This is a genomic window from Listeria welshimeri serovar 6b str. SLCC5334 (assembly GCF_000060285.1).
Lineage (GTDB): Bacteria > Bacillota > Bacilli > Lactobacillales > Listeriaceae > Listeria > Listeria welshimeri.
In genome coordinates, this window is record NC_008555.1 from 805,129 (window position 1) to 825,507 (window position 20,379).

General features: G+C 34.7%; 19 protein-coding genes and 2 pseudogenes. 19 read left to right on the forward strand and 2 right to left on the reverse strand.

Translation table 11 applies throughout. The features are described 5' to 3' along the window. The first annotated feature begins 12 nt into the window (after positions 1-12). Genes LWE_RS03945 through LWE_RS03980 form a run of 8 tightly spaced genes read left to right on the forward strand, consistent with a single transcriptional unit; the run spans position 13 to position 8,254 of the window. Positions 13-498 (forward strand): antirestriction protein ArdA, encoded by a 486-nt coding sequence (locus LWE_RS03945; RefSeq protein ID WP_011701612.1) that lies wholly within the window; start codon positions 13-15, stop codon positions 496-498. Beyond that, positions 495-857 (forward strand): hypothetical protein, encoded by a 363-nt coding sequence (locus LWE_RS03950; RefSeq protein ID WP_041176317.1) that lies wholly within the window; start codon positions 495-497, stop codon positions 855-857. The genes LWE_RS03945 and LWE_RS03950 overlap by 4 nt, the downstream gene beginning before the upstream one ends. Before the next feature lie 19 nt (positions 858-876). Then, entirely contained in the window at positions 877-1,896 is a 1,020-nt protein-coding gene (locus tag LWE_RS03955; RefSeq protein WP_011701613.1) for a conjugal transfer protein, read from the forward strand. After that, positions 1,897-2,220 (forward strand): TcpD family membrane protein, encoded by a 324-nt coding sequence (locus LWE_RS03960; protein WP_011701614.1) that lies wholly within the window; start codon positions 1,897-1,899, stop codon positions 2,218-2,220. 2 nt (positions 2,221-2,222) lie between these two features. Beyond that, a complete protein-coding gene (locus LWE_RS03965; protein ID WP_011701615.1) occupies positions 2,223-2,909 on the forward strand; it encodes a TcpE family conjugal transfer membrane protein in 687 nt (228 codons plus the stop codon). A gap of 13 nt (positions 2,910-2,922) precedes the next feature. After that, positions 2,923-5,445 (forward strand): ATP-binding protein, encoded by a 2,523-nt coding sequence (locus LWE_RS03970; protein ID WP_011701616.1) that lies wholly within the window; start codon positions 2,923-2,925, stop codon positions 5,443-5,445. A gap of 6 nt (positions 5,446-5,451) precedes the next feature. Continuing rightward, the gene (locus tag LWE_RS03975) at positions 5,452-7,239 is read left to right on the forward strand and encodes a CD3337/EF1877 family mobilome membrane protein (protein WP_041176318.1); all 1,788 of its coding nucleotides are present in this window, start codon (positions 5,452-5,454) and stop codon (positions 7,237-7,239) included. Then, the gene (locus LWE_RS03980; protein ID WP_011701618.1) at positions 7,226-8,254 is read left to right on the forward strand and encodes a lysozyme family protein; all 1,029 of its coding nucleotides are present in this window, start codon (positions 7,226-7,228) and stop codon (positions 8,252-8,254) included. The genes LWE_RS03975 and LWE_RS03980 overlap by 14 nt, the downstream gene beginning before the upstream one ends. A gap of 88 nt (positions 8,255-8,342) precedes the next feature. On the opposite strand, the gene LWE_RS03985 is transcribed toward LWE_RS03980, so the two are convergent. Together LWE_RS03985 and LWE_RS03990 are read right to left on the reverse strand one after the other, a co-directional pair. Further along, entirely contained in the window at positions 8,343-8,909 is a 567-nt protein-coding gene (locus LWE_RS03985; protein WP_011701619.1) for a recombinase family protein, read from the reverse strand. Next, positions 8,906-10,390 (reverse strand): helix-turn-helix domain-containing protein, encoded by a 1,485-nt coding sequence (locus LWE_RS03990; RefSeq protein WP_011701620.1) that lies wholly within the window; start codon positions 10,388-10,390, stop codon positions 8,906-8,908. Before LWE_RS03990 ends, LWE_RS03985 begins: the two co-directional genes overlap by 4 nt. A 263-nt stretch (positions 10,391-10,653) precedes the next feature. On the opposite strand from LWE_RS03990, the gene LWE_RS14250 reads away from it, so the two are divergent. The 11 genes and pseudogenes from LWE_RS14250 to LWE_RS04040 all read left to right on the forward strand — a co-directional run bounded on the left by LWE_RS14250 (position 10,654) and on the right by LWE_RS04040 (position 20,219). Further along, entirely contained in the window at positions 10,654-11,250 is a 597-nt protein-coding gene (locus tag LWE_RS14250; protein WP_011701621.1) for a hypothetical protein, read from the forward strand. After that, a pseudogene (locus LWE_RS14910) lies at positions 11,251-11,808 on the forward strand (bacterial Ig-like domain-containing protein); the annotation flags it as partial. A gap of 33 nt (positions 11,809-11,841) precedes the next feature. After that, a pseudogene (locus tag LWE_RS14915) lies at positions 11,842-12,675 on the forward strand (bacterial Ig-like domain-containing protein); the annotation flags it as partial. 45 nt (positions 12,676-12,720) lie between these two features. Then, a complete protein-coding gene (locus tag LWE_RS04005) occupies positions 12,721-13,446 on the forward strand; it encodes a LytR/AlgR family response regulator transcription factor (RefSeq protein WP_011701623.1) in 726 nt (241 codons plus the stop codon). 313 nt (positions 13,447-13,759) lie between these two features. After that, positions 13,760-14,800 carry a sensor histidine kinase gene (locus tag LWE_RS04010; protein WP_231845341.1) on the forward strand — a complete coding sequence of 347 codons (1,041 nt, stop codon included), beginning with the start codon at positions 13,760-13,762 and terminating at the stop codon, positions 14,798-14,800. A 404-nt stretch (positions 14,801-15,204) separates the two neighbouring features. Further along, positions 15,205-15,507 carry a hypothetical protein gene (locus LWE_RS04015; protein ID WP_041176319.1) on the forward strand — a complete coding sequence of 101 codons (303 nt, stop codon included), beginning with the start codon at positions 15,205-15,207 and terminating at the stop codon, positions 15,505-15,507. Next, on the forward strand, positions 15,504-15,992 hold the full coding sequence (locus LWE_RS04020; protein ID WP_011701625.1) for a hypothetical protein: 489 nt from the start codon (positions 15,504-15,506) through the stop codon (positions 15,990-15,992). Before LWE_RS04015 ends, LWE_RS04020 begins: the two co-directional genes overlap by 4 nt. An 11-nt stretch (positions 15,993-16,003) precedes the next feature. Beyond that, the gene (locus LWE_RS04025) at positions 16,004-16,492 is read left to right on the forward strand and encodes a hypothetical protein (protein WP_011701626.1); all 489 of its coding nucleotides are present in this window, start codon (positions 16,004-16,006) and stop codon (positions 16,490-16,492) included. Positions 16,493-16,706: 214 nt separating this feature from the next. Further along, positions 16,707-17,684 (forward strand): DUF916 domain-containing protein, encoded by a 978-nt coding sequence (locus LWE_RS04030; RefSeq protein WP_011701627.1) that lies wholly within the window; start codon positions 16,707-16,709, stop codon positions 17,682-17,684. A 210-nt stretch (positions 17,685-17,894) separates the two neighbouring features. Then, positions 17,895-19,775, forward strand: a complete 1,881-nt coding sequence (locus tag LWE_RS04035; RefSeq protein WP_011701628.1) for a lectin-like domain-containing protein — start codon at positions 17,895-17,897, stop codon at positions 19,773-19,775. Positions 19,776-19,985: 210 nt separating this feature from the next. Then, entirely contained in the window at positions 19,986-20,219 is a 234-nt protein-coding gene (locus LWE_RS04040; protein WP_011701629.1) for a hypothetical protein, read from the forward strand. Positions 20,220-20,379 lie beyond the last annotated feature (160 nt).

A 20,379-nucleotide genomic window follows, 5' to 3' on the forward strand; every position in this document is an offset into this window, starting at 1 on the left:
GAGGTGAATGAAATGATTGAGTTATATATTGAAAACCCTAAAGCACGTAAAGGGCGTTGGTTTGAGCTACCTATTCTGTGGGAAGTTGTACAAGAAAAGTTAGAATTAGAAGATGAAAAAGTATATGAAATCAACGACTACTCAGCGCCTATTAAGTTGTCTAATTTTGAAGATTTTGATTACATGAATGAAGTGGCTGAACAATTTGATGAACATGAGGGACATGAAGCGATTAAGTATCTGGAGGAAGTAATTACTGCTGGCTTTTTCAATGATCTGTTAGATGCTTTTGAACAGATTGATGAAATTCAAGTCTACTCGAATTGTTATTCCTACAAAGATTATGCTGAACAAATAATGGATGATCTTGGCTATCTCTCTGGCGTACCAGATATTATCAAATGGAATATTGACTATGAAGGGATTGGAGAAGATTTACGTCAAGATGGCAGGCTCTATCAAGCAAGTGACAACACCATTATTGAGGTTATGACATGAACCAGAAACAATTAGCAGAGAAATTGAAGTACTATGGATTTATTTGCTTGGAAGGGGAAATCCCTGAGCGACAAGCCAGACAATTTCTTACCGTTAAGAAATTGACACAACGAGAGAATTTAGTGTTTCAGCCTAAAAGGGAGCTTTGCTTTGAACGAATGTTGTCAACGCACACGAGTCTCTATATTGAAGGACTGGAGCGCTTTAGTGAGACTGGTTTATATCGTGGTTTTTCCTACGATTTTTACAAAGCAACCTATCTGTTTAGCTCCCAGCCCAGCCGTTTAAAAATTTATGGGACGCAGCTTTCTACGAGAGAACTTCTTTATTTATTAAAGGGGTTCTCTTTTTTACATTAAAAAAACAAGGAGTGACTCCATGAACTTTATAAAAGAGAGAAAACAACCAAAGCCAGTTGTTCCAAAAGAAGAAAAAGCAGCGAGTATCCGAACCGTTCGTCTAAGTGTTCTGATCCTGACACTTTTTTTAGTGGTAAGTGGTCCAATTGCGTTGTTTCAGTCTTCCAAGATGCAAGGAAGGATAAAAAATGAACAAGCAGCATTATCACAAACCATTCAAGAAGAACTGTTGAAAAATACGAGTACGCCTGTTGCATCTGAATTATACAAGCAGTTCTTACATCCATTTATCACTACCTATATCTCAATTCCAGCTGATCAAAAAGCATTTGAAGAAAGACTTAATACGTTGCAGGATACCTATTTTAACTTTGAGCAGGAAGAAGAGAAAAATACAGGGCTTGAGAGAAAATTACTTTCTACTGATTTTTATGATTTGGTAAGTGAGCAGGGACAAACGATCGCAAAATATAAGATTGCTTATGAAATTATAACACCTATCACAAAAGAACGAGAAGTGAAGAAAAAAGAAGGAGACAAAGAAGTAACAATCAAAGAAAAATACATCGATTATGAGAAAAGTGAAGTAAAAATGTTACTCAATATTCCTTTTGTTCAATTAGACAATCAATCGTTTAAAGTTACTGCGTATCCTTATTTTTCAATGGAGCCTGCTTTAACATCTGGAAAGGCACTTCAATCAACAATTGATCGATCTCAGTACCAACGACTAGAGAATAAAGAAGAAAAAGCAATTACCAGTTTTGTGCAAGCTTTTCTTGAAAAATATGTTTCAGATTCGATAGAAGACATGAGCTTTTTGATGAAAGAGCCAGAGTTATTGACTGGTGATTATCAAGTTACAGATGTAGCGATTGAACCTTTAATAAAAGAGAAACAGATTGTCGTCTTTGTTACGTTCAAACTAGTGGATGGACAGACCAAAAGTAGTCATATAGAAACGATGACATTAGGACTGAAACACCGAGACAACACGTATTTTATTGAAAAATTACAGCACTATCTAGGAGGAATTTAAATGAATCAACTCTATTCTAAAAAGCAGCTTCTAACAATGAAACTCGCTGTTATTTGTAATGCGATTTTCTTATTCTTTTCAATCTCGCCCTTGGCTTATGCCGATGCGAACGCAAAAGAAGCCAGCAACTACATTTTAAATGATTGGATTGCCCCGATTTTCGGTGTCGTTGTTGTCTATTTAGTTATTAAAGAATTTATGAATTCAAAGTGGATACAAGGTTTTGCGATTCTGTTTTTTGGCGGCATTATTTATGCTGTGATTAAAGACCCTGCAAGCATTCTAAACTCATTGACTAATCTAAAAAGCTATTTTGGGTTATAGCCATGAACAGAGAAAAACAGATTTTAGATTATCGTGAGCCGTTTAATGCACCCTATATGATTCGAGAAATTGCGAAAAATGTCAATTTACCGTTTGTGGTCTATGCACAAGATTTTACTATCGCTACGGTGAGCTTTGCGCTGGTTTTCAGCTGCTTATTGTTTTTGTTTGGAATGAACCAATTAGTGATTATGATCTCTATTGCGATACCTTACGGATTGATTCAATTGTTTAATCGTGTGGAACCCGATGGAAAGCGAGCCGATATTTTCTTAAAAGATTACCTGAGCTACTTGGTGACGTATGTCATGAAGCATCAGGTGTTATACCATGAGCAGCTTCAAACAATGAAACAAGAAAAAGTGATTTATGACTGCTGCACAGTGACGCTACTAATGATAAAGGAGGAAGAGATACCAATGAATACCATAACTGTAGATCAAGTGAAAAAAGAAATAAAAGAACTCATTGTTCCAGAACTCATCCATGAATTTGAGCCCATAAAGGCAAGAGAAGAAGGGTTCTATGGATTATTTGAAACAGATGATGAGGTATTACTTATGAAAAAGACCCTTCATCGCCAGTATACAGATGGATTGCTTCCACTGACGGAGGTGCTCAAGTTGAAAGACCAATACCAACCATTAATCAAGCAATCCTTACGCAAACGGATCACTCGATTATTATAAAAGGAGGAAAAGCATGAGATTAAAACAACCCTTTCATAAAGTGTATCGCAATGTGCTGATTACGACAGAAAATGAGGTGTGGGCATATTTTACGTGTCCAAGCGAGTATGTCATTGGTCAGAACAAAGAAGTACAAGAAAAACATAAACGAAAATGGAATCAGTTTCTTCAAAGTTTACGGCGTTTTGAAGATTTTGAATTATTTCTTAATCCTCATTCGTATAATCTCAATGAACGATTATCTGCATTTTCTAAAAGTTTTGATGAAGAAGCCCAAGATATGGGCGATGCCTTGATTAATCGTACCTTGTCTGAATTAGAAAGTCAGCTACGAGTGATTACAACAGAGAAATTTTACATTGGTGTGAAGCTGTCTAGTCTGTCTTCTGCGACTTCTCTTAAAGGAAAAGCAATGGAATTGGTAGATTATTATGCAGGTAAACTCTTAGCGATTACGCAGTACCACATGACCGTTGACGAGGATTTTTTGGCACGTTATCGCATCATTGAAGCAGAAGTTTTTCAATTAGTCGGGGCGATCAATGGTCGAAGATTAACTGAAAAAGAAGTGTTACAAGTCTGTCGTTATCCCTATGTTCGTGGGATGGCAACCTCTTTCGATAGTGATTTTATTGAAAAAGAAGGATACTCCCTAACGGATACGATTCTTGATCCTACAGAGGAACAAGGCTTGTTAAAACTACGAAGTTTAGAAGGAACCAATTATATTGCGCTATTGCCAATTCATAAATTTGCGCCGAATTTGGCCTTTAATCATGTGGCAGAGCTAGTTCAAAGCCTGCCTTTTCCAGTAGAGTTTCGGTTGAAGGCACATTTTGAGCCCTTGAAAGGAGGTAAAGGATTAAAAGGAAAATCTTCTAGAGCATCCAAGCGCTTAAAGAATAGTGCCAAAGAAACCCTATCCATGGGTGATGCTGAAATGAAATCCAGTCGGTTTAATCGGTATGCCTTGACAGATTTAAATAATAAAATTGATTTACGAGTTCCAGTCATTAAATGGTTGGGGCTTTTTGGTGTCTTTGGACAAACGCCAGAAGAGTGTCGTAGCCGAATTCGTACAGTACTCTCTTTGTGTCAGTCTCGTAATGTGGATGTTGTCAAAGGATTAGCAGATCAAGTTTTTCTATTTCACCAATTCTTGTCTGGAAATAAATTAGGACCCGAAAAGAATTGGATTCATTACACCACTGTAGAAGGTATCAGCGAATTGATGCTAGGGGTAGAAAATAGAATTGGAGATAATGTAGGTATTCCCATTGGTATGGTATCAGAATTAAAAAATACACGGAATTTAACGCCTAAAGAAATTGCGAAAACCAGTCGTAAGCCAGTATTTTTTAATCCGTCTATTGGGAATCAAAGTGATATCGCTGATAAGAAAGCAAATAGTCCGCACATTGCCATTACAGGACCTACAGGAAATGGAAAGTCCTATTTGGCTAAATTTGTGTTCTTTCTCTCTGTACTGATGAAAGGAAAAGGGCTCTATGTTGACCCAAAATCCGAATTCTTTGATTGGATCATGGAAGTGATCAATGACCCAGTGTATCAGAAAAAGTATCCTGAAACGTGTACCTTTGTTCAGCAGCACTTTCACCAAGTTAGACTTGATCCAGACAAAAAGAGTAATAAAGGCGTTCTTGATCCTATTTGTTTTATTCCAAACCGAGTTGCGGCAAAAGATATGGCACAAGATTTATTTGAAGAATTGTATAACTTTACGAGTGCGAGAGAGAAGAAATCTCGTCTAGCCATGTTAGAAGGTATCGAAGTAGTCTTGAAGAAACGAGATTATGGAGAACGAGTTGGTCTTCTTCATGTGGTTGATTACATGTTAGAAAATGATAATGAGGAAGTCCGAGATACTGCTAATTTGATCAAAAAATCTGTTCAAGGGTCTATTTTAGAATTGGCATTTAGTTATGGCGAAAATGAGGGATTGAACCTGCATAACAAAGTGACTGTACTTGAAGTGTTAGGGCTAGAAATGCCTAGAGCAGAAACCTTAAGTAATGATTATAGTGCCACCCAAAGAAAATCCATTATGTTAATGATGTGTATTGGAAAGTTCTGTGAGTTGTTTGGTTTGCGAGATCGAGAAGAAAGCACCGTGGTACTTTTTGACGAGAGCTGGATTTTTAACACGTCAAAAAATGGGCGAGCGATTATTAAATCCATGCGCCGAGTTGGTCGAAGTTTTAACAATACCTTAATTATTGTGACACAATCTGTAAAAGACACCGCAGAAGAAGATGACACAGGGAATTTTGGACGTATTTTTGCCTATGATGATAAGGATGAACGAGAAGAGATTCTTCGTCATTTAGGCTTAGAAGTGAGTGAGGAAAACATTGAGTGGTTAAAAAATTTACCTAAGTACCATTGTCTTTATTTAGATTTAAGAGGGCGTGTTGGAAAAATGTTAGTCTATTGTCCTTATGAAGAATTGCATCAAATGTTGCAAACCGTGAAGAAAAATGCAAGTGCAGACGTGGAAACTGCCTTTAGTGCATAGAAGGGAGTGAGCTTATTGTTAAAAGATGTCTTCGATATTGATTCTTTCCAGTCTTTCTTTGAAAAGGGTGGTTGGTTTAGTATCAATGAGAATTTACAAAGTGTTCTAAACGCCTTAATTAACCTTGCTTTTGGACTGATTAAGTACATGGTTCTTGCGCTTGATTATGTCATTGAACAATTGTTTAATTTAAATCTTTTGGATGGGATATTGCCTGATTTATTTTCTACAGCTGGTTCTATCTATAACCAATTATTTAACGTATTGGGTATCTTACTTTTCACCTTTGTCATTGTCATTTCTGTCAAAGACTTCTTTGAAAAAGGTATTAGTAAAGCTCTAATTCGATTTGGTATTTTTACATTGATTTATGCAGGCAGTATGGCATTCTTTTCAGACGGAGCAGCCAAAGTGCAAGAGGTCAATACGATTTCTCAGAACGTTCAAGGGCAACTAGTCGATTTAACGAGCAGTAGCTTAAATAGTAGCAATCAATCTACAACGGAAAAGTTGATTGGTAGTGAGCAGCAGCTAGATGGCACGAGTAATATTCGTAATCTGATTTTTGATGAATTTATTATTAAACCTTATGCACTACTTAATTTCGGAAAAACAGACATTACAAAAGAACAATTTGAGCTGTATTTAGTTAAGAACGGAGAAACCTTTGATAAAGAAAAGACGAAAGAAATTGAGAAAAAAATTAAGCAAGACTCTGAAAAAAATTCTTATCTGACTTCAGATCGCATGACGGAAAAAGTCGCTGTATTATTGAATACCTTTGTGATGTTATTTGTGATAGGAATTGCGGTGTTACTAATAGGTGTCGCCAATATTTTGATTCAACTATTGATTTACGGAATCATTTTTCTCTTTCCATCCCTGCTCTTTTTGGCACTGATTCCCAATATGCATCATTTGATAAAAAATGGCTTTATGATGCTAGGGACATTGTTTGCCTCTAAGGTGGGAATAGGGTTTTGTTTTGGCTTACTTTTTTCTATTATTAATCTTTTGGATTCTTTCTTTGTCGTCACCAATATTGTTACCATGTTAGTGGGACTATTTGTCAAAGTGTTATTAGGGCTATTTATTTGGAAGAATAAAGGTCAGATTGTTCGTTCATTAACGAAAGGGAAAACAGAACTGCGAGATTTTAAGTTCCCTAAAAGAGCTGCCAATAATCGGCAACAAGAGATAGAACAACGAGAAGATCAACAGAACCGATTGGCTGAGCAAACATATAAGACACAAACCGCAGAAAATGATTATCTTCGTTCAGGCGTAGAGTTGGATCGTGCTTACCGACAGAATGATTTCCAAGATAACTTATTGGTTCAAGCTGGAAATGAAGCCAATTCTCCTGAATCAACTTCATTCGATGCAGGCGATACAGAATCAGTAAATCCTGAGGTTGAGTCAATCAAGAGTAAAGATTCAAATAGCTCTGACGAAAAAGAAGAAAGATTATCTGATAGTGAGCCTGATATAGAACCAGTGGTGGGAACATCAACAGTGGATCAAGAAACGTCTTTACCATTGGAAGAAATGGATGATGGACTTATTTACCAACAACCTAGTTATGAGGAATTTGAGCAACGTCAGATAGACCAAATTGAAGAAAATGAGGCTAATCGAACTGAATCACCTCGTGTTACTCATGAATCGCAGGATCAACCAGTACCTGTAGAACTAGTAGAAGCTAAGCAATTAGCAAAAGAAATGGGAGAGCTTAGAAAAGAAATCTACGAGGAAGTAGAAATCAGTGAGGAGTCAGCCTATGAAGATCTCTAAGCGTTTGGCGTTTTTTCTCGTTAGCTTCTTTTTTATCTTTATTTTATTGATTGGAGGAACAAGTTCATCGACTAGTGTTACTGATACAGAAGAGGGACAAAATCTTCCAGAAGCGGTGCTTCGATGGAAAGAAAAAGTAACTAAAGAAGCGGTTAAAAATGAAATATCAGAAGCCGTTCCCTATCTATTAGGAATTATTATGGTGGAGACGGGAGGGAATTCTGAAAAGTATCCCGATATTATGCAGTGTAGTGAAAGCCAAGGGAGACAACCAAATTCCATAACAACCCCCGATGAATCAATAGAAGTTGGGGTTAAATACTTTGCGGATATGTGGAAAGGGCATCGAGAGTATGAGATTTTAAACATTGTACAGGCGTACAATTTCGGAGGTGACTTTTTGAGTCACTCTGGCAAAAGTTATTCATTAGAGAGTGCCATCCAGTTTTCCAAGAACCAAGCAAATGGACAGAAAGTTACCTACACAAATCCAGTGGCAGTTAGATTAGGTTATGATTATCGCTATGCATATGGCAACATGTTTTACAGCCAAATTGTGAAGCAATATATATCTTCTGATTCTAGTAATACCGGCACTGGTAGAAATTCTGAGATTGCTAAAATTGCATCAGATGAACTAGCAGAAGGCATTCATGAAGGAGGAGAAAAATACTGGCGTTGGTATGGTTTTAATAGTCGTGTAGAATGGTGCGCCACTTTTGTTTCTTATGTGGCTGAAAAAGCAAATGTGAAAATGGACCGATTTGCCTATTGTCCAACAGGAATAAATAATTTTAAAGCGAATAATCAATGGCAGAATGGCGGAGTAGAGCCAAGGAGTGGAGCAATTATTTTCTTTGATTGGGATGGTGATGGCATTAGTGATCATGTGGGAATTGTAGAGAAATTTGAAAATAATACAGTTCACACGATTGAAGGGAACTCTGGAGATAGGATTGCTAAACGGACTTATGAAAAGAGTAGTCCGTTTATACTAGGATATGGGATGCCTTAAATCCAAGTAATTTACTAAATGAACAATATTCAGCTGTAAAAATCAAGCCGAATATTGTTTTGTGGAGTTCTTAAATGATTAATTAGATTCAGTCCTTTATTTGAAGGATTTTTTGTTCTTTGAGATGCTTATAAATAGTTGGACGAGAAAGATTCATTAATTTAGCAATATCTGTAACCGTTCTATTATCAGTAGTATAAAGTGTTACGATTTTTTTAATGTCTATTTGCTTTTGAGGTCTTCCTAACTTAACTCCGTTTTCTTTTGCTGTATCAAGACCAGATAGGACTCTTTCTCGAATAAGATCAGCTTCCATTTCAGCAAAAGCACTCATGATAGTAAAGAAAAACTTACCCATCGAGGTACTGGTGTCAATATTGTTTTGAATACTAATAAAATTTACGTTCTTTTCATTGAATTCTTCCATAAGTTGTAATAAATGCTTTGTCCCTCGTGAAAGTCTGTCTAATTTATAGATAACAAACGTGTCTCCAGCTTTTAATTTTTTCAAAGCTTTTTTTAATTCTGGTCGGTCGGTTTTTCTACCACTCGTACACTCAGTAAAAATAGTATCGCAACCGAATTTCTGTAATGAATTTATTTGAGAATCAAATTTTTGATGTTGTGTACTGATACGTGCATATCCAATGATCATAGGTGAATTCGTTCCTTCTGCGTGTTTTGTTTGTCTAAATAAGTATTTTGAATTAGGAAAAGTAATTCTTTCCATCTGTTCTCGTTATCTATTGAATCAAGATAAAAAATTTTTTTGTTTGATGCGGTTCGTTCTAATGTATCAGTGATGACAACATCTGATAAAGAATAATTATCTGTAATCATTATTTGTTCTGAATTAAATAAATTACTAAGTCGATTTTCAATAAAAAAACTTGCAGTAAAGTCTTTTGATATTTGTAAATAGATCATTACTTCTGATGTCATTTCAGAGGTGTAAAGAGTATATAGAAGATTTGATAAAAATTTTTTGTGATTTTCAGTGATTGTAAGACTTGCTAGAATAGCTTTAATAGTCGACATGTAATCATTTTGAACATGGGAATGATACGATAACGGTGGAATGAATAAACTCGTAAAGGAGTCTAATGTATCACCAACTAAAAAATAAAAAGTATTGAACAAAGTTATATAGTAGTGAAACAAACAGTAATCATCTTCAGAAGTCTGATCCTTTACTAGAACGGAGCTTGTCTTGAGAATATCTATGGACAAAATACAATAGGGATGGTTTTCTTTCGCGAATATTCTACCTAAATTGATCTTGTCTGTTTTTGGAATGATATCCGATATGAAAATACGTGACAAAAAATTGAAATAGTCAATTTCAGTGTTTTTGACTTTTTTTTCAAGAAACCCCAACCTATCTTGTTGAAAAATTAGTGCTATATCAAGATTTTCTTTTACCATTTTAAAAAGCGCTTGGATGAGTTTGTTTGTAGGTTGAACTACGTAATTCTGATTTTGAACTCTGGTTTGAAGGATAGCATATAAAATATATAACGATCTATTTTTTGTGTTTGATCGTTTGTGCGAATCAATCAATATTTCCTCTGGAACATTTTCACGAATACTTTCGAGGCTTATATTATTGAATGGCCATTCTATATCTTGAAACGAGTCCTGTAAGAACAAATAAGAAAATAGCCGAATGTTCATTTCGTTTCCAGTAAGGGAATATTGTCCCTTTACAACAGAAATTGTGAAATTAAAAGTTGTAAAAAATTTATTTAGAGTGTGTGTTAACTTATTTAGATAGCTGATAGAAATGAAAAGCTCCTCAGTAACTTCCGTTTGATCAAGTGAGGTTCTAGTAAGTAATAAAATTGAGTAGTTAAATAAAGTGTTCTTTTTTAATAATTGCAGTTTTAAATTATACGCAGAGTCTAGAGCTGTTAATTCAAAGGTGGATTGAATTTGAACACTACCAGATTTATTTATTACGATAAAATTTTTGATTTTTTGATGTTCCTCAAAATGAGTGTTAATAGTTGAGATTGTTTCTCTAACCGTCCTTTTTGTCAATTCCAACTCGTGTGAAATTTCAATAGTCGTTGTTTGTTCTTTATTTATGATGAAAAATAGAACGGACAATTCTTTTCTTAGATAGTCAGGTATCATTTCACTCTCTCCGTTTCTTTATACAATTTATGTAGTTTATTCAACGATAATTGTGGATAGAAAAAGCATTATTATTATGTTATCATACCATGGTTAAGATAGATGTGTAAAATAAACAAATGATAATTTTACAAACAAATAATCCTAAACTTTTACTAGTCTGCATAGGCGGAACTAGTTATTTTTTTCGAAATAAAAAATACATTTGTTAAATTTACGATTTTTAAGCGTGAAACTATTAATAAATTTAGGGAGAGAAAAAAATGAAAAAGAAATGGTTTTCATATATTAGTGTAATGTTACTTGTAAGCCCTTCTTTAATTGGAACTGGACAAGTGTTTGCGGATACTATAGAACTTGAACAAACAGATGAATCAAAAAAAACAATGGCTGATGAAACAGAGCCATTGTTAGTACCACCAGCAATCGAACAACAAGAAGAAACTTCAGACAGTGAAACAAATACAAATGAAACAGAAAATAATGATTCAACGAAATCGTCAGAAGATAGTCTAGAAGAAATGAATAAGGAAGAAACTATCGCCACGGTAGAAGGGCATCAGACTAGAGAATCTTCAACAGACACAAACGATGATATAGCTTCGGGTACCTTTGGGAGTGCACCTTGGAGAATTGACCAAAGTGGGACATTGCATATAGAATCAGGAGTTTTCGACTATCATGGATCTACATATCCCTCTCCGTGGATAGGTTGGTCTAGCGATATTCAGAAAATTATTTTTGATGGGAAAGTTTCAACTAGCTTTGGAGCCTCGAGATTATTTGCTGATCTAACTCAAGTGAAAACAATTGAAAATTTATCAAATTTAGATACATCAAACGCTACTACCATGTCATAGATGTTTCAAGGTATGACATCTTTGACATCACTAGATCTTTCTGGATTTAATACATCAAAAGTAACAGATATGTCTGCAATGTTTCAACACGCGCAGTCGTTAACAACATTAGATCTTTCAAATTTTAATACTTCTAATGTAACTTCTATGGTGGGTATGTTCATTGATATTCACAATATGAAATCTTTGACCTTAGGAGCTAAAATGGGGTTGTCTTCAGAAGCTGGACTTGAGGATCTCAAAGTCACTGACGTTTACAGTGGAGAATGGCTACATGTTTTAAGCAATCGTACATTTACTTCAAGTGAACTTATGCTCAATTATGATAGCAGTTTAGCTGGAGAATATATTTGGGCTTTGAAACCGGTATTAAAACTACAGGATTTGATTTTATATGAAGGAGATAGTTGGGATTCAAAAGATAATTTTATTTCTGTAACTGGAAAAGATGGAAATCCAGTGGATTTCGCAGATGTAACAGTAGAAGGTACAGTAGATACGAGTAAGGCAGGAACGTATGAAGTGAGCTACAGCTATGAAGGCGTCACAAGTGTAGCCACGATCACAGTGAAGGCAATCCAAACAGCAGTAAATGTGCATGATTCTACGCTTTATATTGGAACAGAGTGGCAAGCGGAAGACAACTTTGACAGTGCCATTGATAAAGATGGAAATCCAGTGGATTTCAAAGATGTAACGGTAGAAGGAACTGTAGATACAACTAAAGCAGGGACGTATGAAGTGAAATATAGCTATGAAGGAGTCACAAGTGTAGCCACGATCACAGTAAAAGCGATCCAAACGGCAGTAAATGTCCATGATTCTACGCTATACATTGGAACAGAGTGGCAAGCGGAAGACAACTTTGACAGCGTCGTTGATAAAGACGGAAATTCAGTGGATTTCGCAGATGTGACAGTAGAAGGTACAGTAGATACGAGTAAGGCTGGAACCTATGAAGTGAAGTACAGCTATGAAGGAGTCACAAGTGTAGCCACGATCACAGTGAAGACAATCCAAACGGTAGTAAATGTCCATGACTCCACGCTATACATTGGAACAGAGTGGCAAGCGGAAGACAACTTTGACAGCGCCGTTGATAAAGACGGAAATTCAGTGGATTTCGCAGATGTGACAGTAGAAGGTACAGTAGATACGAGTAAGGCTGGAACCTATGAAGTGAAGTACAGCTATGAAGGAGTCACAAGTGTAGCCACGATCACAGTGAAGACAATCCAAACGGCAGTAAATGTCCATGATTCTACGCTATACATTGGAACAGAGTGGAAAGCGGAAGATAACTTTGACAGCGCCATTGATAACGATGGAAATCCAGTGGATTTCGCAGATGTAACAGTAGAAGGTACAGTAGATACGAGTAAAGCAGGAACGTATGAAGTGAGCTACAGCTATGAGGGAGTCACATATGATGGGTTTTTTTGGTAATTTAAACGGGAGGAGTGATATGAGATGCATTTAAAAATTGCGATATGTGATGATGATAAGGTTATTTGTTCCCAAATTGAAAGCATGATTCTACGCTATGCGAAAAATGATAGATTTGATGTCACCGTTCATATATTTTATGATGGCAACTCACTAATGGATACCATCCAAAATGATGATGATAATTTTGAGTTAATCTATCTTGATATTGAAATGGGGGGAATCAATGGTGTAGATGTTGGTGTGACAATTAGAGAAAAATTTAGGGATCATAAAATACAAATTGTTTATGTTTCTGGAACAGGACAATATGATCGACAATTATTTGATGTTCAGCCTTTATTATTTATTTCAAAGCCTATAGGGGAAAGTAAACTAGTAAAATCTATCAATTTGGCAATGGAAAAATTGACATTAACGCCAAAGTTATATCACTATAAAAAACGGAAAGAATATTTTAGTGTTTGGATGGAAGATATCATCTATTTTGAGAATTCTGGAAGAAATGTGAAAATCATGACAATTGATGGTATGGATATATTTGTTGGAAATATCAAAGATGTAGCAACAGAAATTCTTTCATACGGATTTATTCAAATTAGCCAATCGATTATTGTAAACTATAACTTTGTGAGGAAATACTCTCATGAGGAAATTATTTTAGTAAACAAAGAAAAAATTGGTATTCCAAAAAACAAAAGAAATATAGTAAAGGAACAATTTTTAAGAGAAAGTGATAAACATTTATAAGGTATTTTTAGCCCGTATTTATTAAATTAAGAATAGTATCAGGGAGGTAACAATGATATTCAATATACAAACTTATTTTGTTCATATTTATGAATGTGGTTTGCAGTATTTATTAATATATTTTCTTTTTTCACGATATAAACCAATAAAACTACGAGTGTCAAAACAGAAACTAATTTTAATTTTTAGCATAATTATCTTAGTACATGCTTTTTTTGCTACATTTGAGTATTTTACCATCAATGTAATAGTTTCTGGGGTATTATATCTAGTTGTGTCTTTTTTCTTTTTTACAAGGTGGCAAGATATCTTGATGTCTTCAATCATTGCTACAGCAGTAATCGATATTGGAGAAGGTGTTGCTTCAATGTTATTAATGAGTACAGCGATAGGAAGTCAAGAGGTAGCAGAATTTATGTTGAAACCTTCAAATACAATGCTACTATTTACTATTTCTCGTTTGATTAGTTTGGGATTAGTGCTGATTATGTTAAGATTTAGAAAAATACGAACAGGAAGTGGCAATTTACCGACAATTTATTGGACAACATTTTTATTTATTATGATGAAAGACATTTTATGGGTGTTAATCTTAACGGATTCCCCTGTAGAAATATCCTTCTACTATTGGGCAGCAGTTATTCCACTCTTACCAATATCCTATATTTTGTTTTATTATACACGTCGCTCGATAGAAAAAATGATAAAAACGCAAGTAGACAGGAAAGTGTTAGATGAAAAAAATAAATATTATGAACAACAGCTCGTTGCAATGGAACAAACACTTGAATCACAAAGAACGATTCGTCATGATCTAAAAAATAAGTTATCTCCACTAATTTATCTGGCAGAAAGTGGTAAGACAGATAAATTGGTTAAGCAGGTACAAGAGCTTGGTAGTTTAAGTGTACTTGGTAAAATCTATGCAGAATCAGGAAATATAATGATTGACTATATTATTAATCTAAAATTGCAACCCCTAGCGAATAAAGACGTAGTAATATCTTGCGAGACAAATGTGCCCAATGATATTGATGTTGCACCCTTTGATTTATCGACGATTTTAGGGAACTTAATTGATAATGCGGCTGAGGCATTGGAGTATGCGCCAAATGAAAAGTGGATTAGGATTAAAGTAAGTTATCAAGTTGGCTTTTTGATGATACAAGTATCAAACTCTTTTGATGGAGTTGTGCACTTAGATAAGAAGAAAATCATTTCTAGAAAAGGGAACATTGATAATCATGGGATTGGTTTAGCTAGCATTGAAACAATTGCCAAAGAGTATAATGGTGAAATGATTGTTCGGTATGATGAGCAACAATTTAATATGATTGTAAAATTATTGGCTTAAATTTGATATGAGAGACGTTTCTTTCAACGGGAAACGTTTTTTTATTTTCATGTATTAAATTGCAAGGGGTAAGATAATTAACTATTGGAATTTCTAGAGATGAAGGAATAAATTTTGATGATTTTAAGGAAATATGAAAAAATATTACGTTTAGAGGGTCGAAATCGAGCGGATAGAGTTGAGTGGTTTGTAGATGAGTTATACTATGATGCATATGGGAGTTTTTTTATTTAGGTAAAGATAAACAATAGAAATTTCGTTAGGGATAGGTTCATCAGTGATAAGTGGTGCTTTTCAACAAGATAAACGTATTTATTTTTATAATTTAAAAGTACATAAATATTGAGAAGATAAGTCACCACTTGAATGGACTTACACCATCGATTAAGGGGAGGTGCAGAATAGTGCAAAAAGTCATTTCCATGATGTCTTTATTTGTTTTAGCAGCATTTTTATGGGGGGGGTCAGTCTCTTATGCAGAGGAGGTTCATTCAAAGGTTACTGGATCATTAATTGAATCTGATACTACTCAAGATTCAATATCGCCAAATGAACAAAATAGCAGTGAGGGTTCAAATTCGAATAATGTTCTTCTTCCTCAAACAGGCGAGTGGGCAAGTAATCTATGGTTTTTTGTAGGATGCGGAATAATCATGACAACCCTAGGTGCTGGCTACTACAAGTGTAAGGAGGGAAGTGAACAATGATAAATAAACAAACGCTTGCTTTTATTACTTTTCTAGCCCTTCTTTTTGCGACATCTAATGAAATAGTACTTGCTGATTCAAACTCAAATACATTAGTTAGTGGAGAAATTGTCTCAGGGGGATTTTCTTTATCTCAACCGAATAATGTGAATTTTAATATCCAATTAAATGGACAAAAACAAGAAGTTGCTTTAGATAGTATTATTTCAACTATAACAGACTATCGTGGGATTGATGATGGTTGGCAAGTAGTTGTTAGATCGTCAAATTTTAATGAGTACAAAAGTAATTATCAATTGATGATCAATCATCAAAAAATTTCAGATAGTAATATAATTGTTTATAAAAATGAACAACAATTGATAGAGAAAAAACTAGATTTACCAATCGATATGGTGATTTCAGCTGATGCAAAAGCTGGTTCTTATAGTGCAAGTTTGGAATGGAATTTGCAACCAAATATAAAAAATGAGATAAACGAATAGGAGAAAAGACAATGAAAAAAATTATTTTAAGTACAGTATTATGTGGTGGAATTCTAATGGGGATGATGAACGGTTTGACTGTTCAGGCAGCAGATACATTAAGCGGTAATACGGAAATTGGAGCAGAAGTTATCAAAGGTGATGTTTCTTTAACAATTGATGCAACTACTGATTTTGGCAGTCAGCCTTTATCTGAAACGGTAGATTTTGGTTCAAAGGATATTAATTATACAGTAACAGACTATTCTGGAACGACAAATGGTTATGAAATTAGTGCTAAATTAGCGGACGCAGATGGTAAACGTTCTTTGAAAATTGGAGAAGTAGAGCTTTCTGAGGAAGTAGTGCCTGTTGTGACAAAAGATGTAAATATTGTTGGTGAAAATTCTGACAAAGTTACGAGTACATTAGTTTACACCAATGTAACGAAAGTTCAAAAATATACATCTACTATTGAATGGAATTTAACTAAAGGATCATCAAAACAAATTTCAGAGTAAACGGTAGTAATTAAATTGTAGAGGCTGGAACAGAATCGTTTAGGCTCGAATAAATAAGCCAGCATTCATGAAAGTTGTTCTTCAAATTTTTGTGAATGCTGGCTTATTTCCGAATGGGCTGCTTCTGCTCCCGCCATTTATTTGGATTAACATATTTAGCAAAAAGAGAACTGACTTTTGTTCCAACCTCATTTTTTTTGAAAGGAAATAGATTATGAAGAAAATAGTTATAACGCTCGTTTTATTGCTTATGAGTTTGATGATAGATGTTTCTGCATTTGCCGAGACAACATCTGGATATTCGGTATCTCCAATATTTTCAGAACATCAAACAACAGGAATTGAAAATTTTTTTGATATTAGATGGACACCTTTAGCTACAGAAAATTTTTCATTAAGAGTGACAAATAATACAGATACAGAGCAGGTATATGACATTCAAATAAATAAAGCAAGAACGAATAAAAATGGTATTATTGATTATTCAGATGTGACTCCTGAAGATCATGCTACATTATACAAATTGACAGAGATGGTTCAGCTTCCTAATGAAGTAACAGTTGCGCCAAACAGCAGTCAAGAAGTGGCTGGAACATTGGTTTTCCCAGAAAAAGATTTTAACGGCATTTTAATGGCTGGTATTCACGTTTCTGAAAAGAAGGAAGAAAATAATCAGTCCTCTGTTTCTAATACAGTTGCCTATAACATTCCTTTTGTTGTTAGAGGAAACATAGATGAAAGACCAGCCCCGTCTTTAGAGTTGAGTGAGCTTAATGTTAATAAATTTTCTAGTGACACGTATAGTGTGGATGTAACCTTAGACAATGTAGGAGTAAATCTATTAAAAGAAGTTCAGTTTACCGCAGAGATAAGGGATGAGAAGGGTCAACTTATTACAACACAAAAATCTAAGCTGGATATCACGCCAGAAACCTCGTTTATTTATCCGATTAAGCTGACTTCTGATTTAAAAGAGGGAAATTATTCAATGAGCTTGTATGTTCAACACAATGATGAAAACAAATGGAATTTCACCAAAAAGTTTGAGTTATCAAGTGAAGAGGCAAAAGAGATTCGTGGAACAACAAAGAAAAAAGCAACAGATTGGCTGAAGTATGTAATCATTTCTGTAATTGTTACTTTTATCGTAAGCAGTTGTGGTTATATTTCTTTTAAAAGAAAGAATAGATAAAAATGTTGTTACTTGACTTATTATCACATAAAGACACATTACCTAGAAAATAGACTTTGAAAGCTTAAATAACAACTAGTCAAGAGAAAAAGTTGATGATTTGTATAAATTTTATGATGTTGAAAATAATTTTGAATAAATTTACAAATCATAATTAAAACTGATTTTAGAAATGAGAAAACAATATCTGGAACAGGTAGGGATGATAAAATGAATATAAGGAAAAAGTCGATATTATCTTTAATTAGTGCAGTGATACTATTGAATATCTCTATTGTAGGTGGGGTTCAATCTTATGCAGATGTTAACGAAGAGACATCAGTTGAAGAATTTATCAACCAAGTTAATCAAGATTCTTCAACTGATAGTTCACAAGAAAACAATTTAGTAACAAGCTCTGATGAGCAAAGTGAAAAAGTAGATAATTCAGATAGTTCTGTAGACAGTTCTGCTGATAATAGTGATACTTCTTTAGATAGTGTAGAAGCAAGTACCGTAACAGAAGAATCAGTATTAGCTAATAAATCAGATAACTTGCCTTCACCACCAAAGAAGGGCTTGCCGTTAAATGATGTTTTTGCTCCAGCTGTTGGTTCAGGAGTAAAGTATCAGAGTGATTCGCTGCTCCAATTGTCATCTGGAAAAAGGCAAGTTGGTGCAATTTGGTCGAAAAATAAAATTGATTTGAAAAAAGATTTTAAGTTGCATTTCTATTTGTATTTGGGAGATCAAGGAAGTAGTTCTGCTGATGGAATGACATTTTCACTTCAAGGATACAATAATTCATTTTTAGGCGGATCAGGTTCAAATCTAGGAATGTATAATGAGACTTATAAATATTACCTTGCGCTCGAGTTTGATACTTATTTTAATGGAGATGGTTTTGATAGTCCGCGAAATAATTCTGGATTAACTAAAATAGGCGATCATATTGGTTTTAACACAGGTGGAACGAATTGGCATTACTCTGCAAAAGAGTCAATAGGAAACATGTCGAATGGTAATTGGAAAGAGGTTCAAATCGTTTATAACGCGACAAGTGGTGGTACAGGACACTTGGAATACACTTATACGGATGTTGGAACAGGCTTTTCTTTTTCAACAGGGGTAAACTTTAACTTTGATGGAAAAGGAGATCATAATTTTTTAAATAAGAGTAATGTTTATTGGGGATTTACTTCTTCTACAGGCGCTCAATACGAAATTAACGCAATGTCATTTGAGGAATTGCCACAAGCTGCGTCTATTGAAGCGAAGGATTCTACATTGTATGTTGGTGAAAGTTGGAATCCAAAAGATAATTTTGTAAGTGCAATAGATGAAGATGGGAACAGCATTTCTTTTGATGATAATCGACTTTCTGTCATTGGTGATGTTGACACGAACAAATCTGGTGATTATAAAATTACTTACAAGTATCAAGGCACGTATCAAGAAACTTCAAAAGAAATCACAGTAACTGTGAAAGAGGACAAATCAAGTTTGAAGGCGAAAAATCTTATCTATCATGTAGGAGAAATATTTAATGAAAAAGATGCCTTTGTACAAGCTACAGATCAGGATGGCAATCCAATTGACTACTCCAAGATTAAACTATATATGCCATATACGTTAGATACTAGTAAAGTAAAGACCTATAAAGGGAACTATTACTATTACTACAGGGAAAGTGATGGTAAACTTATTAAGTCTAATTTATTTGATGTTACGATTATTCCTTATGAACAAACAATACAAGTACCAAAAACAATGGATTTTGGGAATTATCAATTGGGAACAGCAAACCAACTTTATTGGAAGCCGGGAAATTCAGTTTCAGTTTCAGATGAAGGGCGACAAGGTTGGAGCTTGTCCGTTAAATTAGTCAATAGTGCAAATCTTGATTTTGGAAACTACTTGTATGTTGGTGATCAGCAATTTGGAGCAGAAGTAGTAAATATTGATGATGGCGTAGGCTCGCAACAAATTACAGATGCCTTGATAAATGATTCCTTCGTTTATGTTGATTACACCAGAGCTAAAACATTGCGAAAAGATTCTGGAACGCTTGAATGGAGCTTGACGCCTAGTGTAAAGGGGGCTGAAGAATAATAAAAAAAACCTCTCAGTACTTGTAGGATTCAACTAGCTGTCTGTCAATGGAGAAGAGATTTAATTAAAAGTTATAGGGACACTAACTGAGTCCGATTCAACATTCGGCAATACTTTGCGATAAAAAAACGAGTGACACTTTTTCAGAGAGACAGTCGATTATTTTAAAGGTTACATGACTCCACGATTTACATTGGAACAGAGTGGCAAGTGAAAGGCACAATTGATAAAGACGGCAATCCAGTGTATTTTGAAGATATGACGGGATATAGTCAAGGTACGTACGAAGTCAAGTATAGTTATGATGGTGTAACGAACGTGGTAACAGGCATAGTTAGGGACAAACAGAAAGAGTTTAAACCAAGTAATGGTAACAATAAAGATCAAAATACTGGGAAAAATGCTTTATCTCAGACTGGAGAACAAACACTATATGGACACTGACTGGACTCTTGACAGTTCTTTTATCATTAATTTATTTAGTGAGAAAAAGAAAAATCTCATTAAGATAACGCTGATTTGAATGCAGCGATTAAAATGTAAGATAATGTTTAAAATAAGCTGCTAATATTTCAAATTCGGTTTCATATTTTTTCTTCCCTCC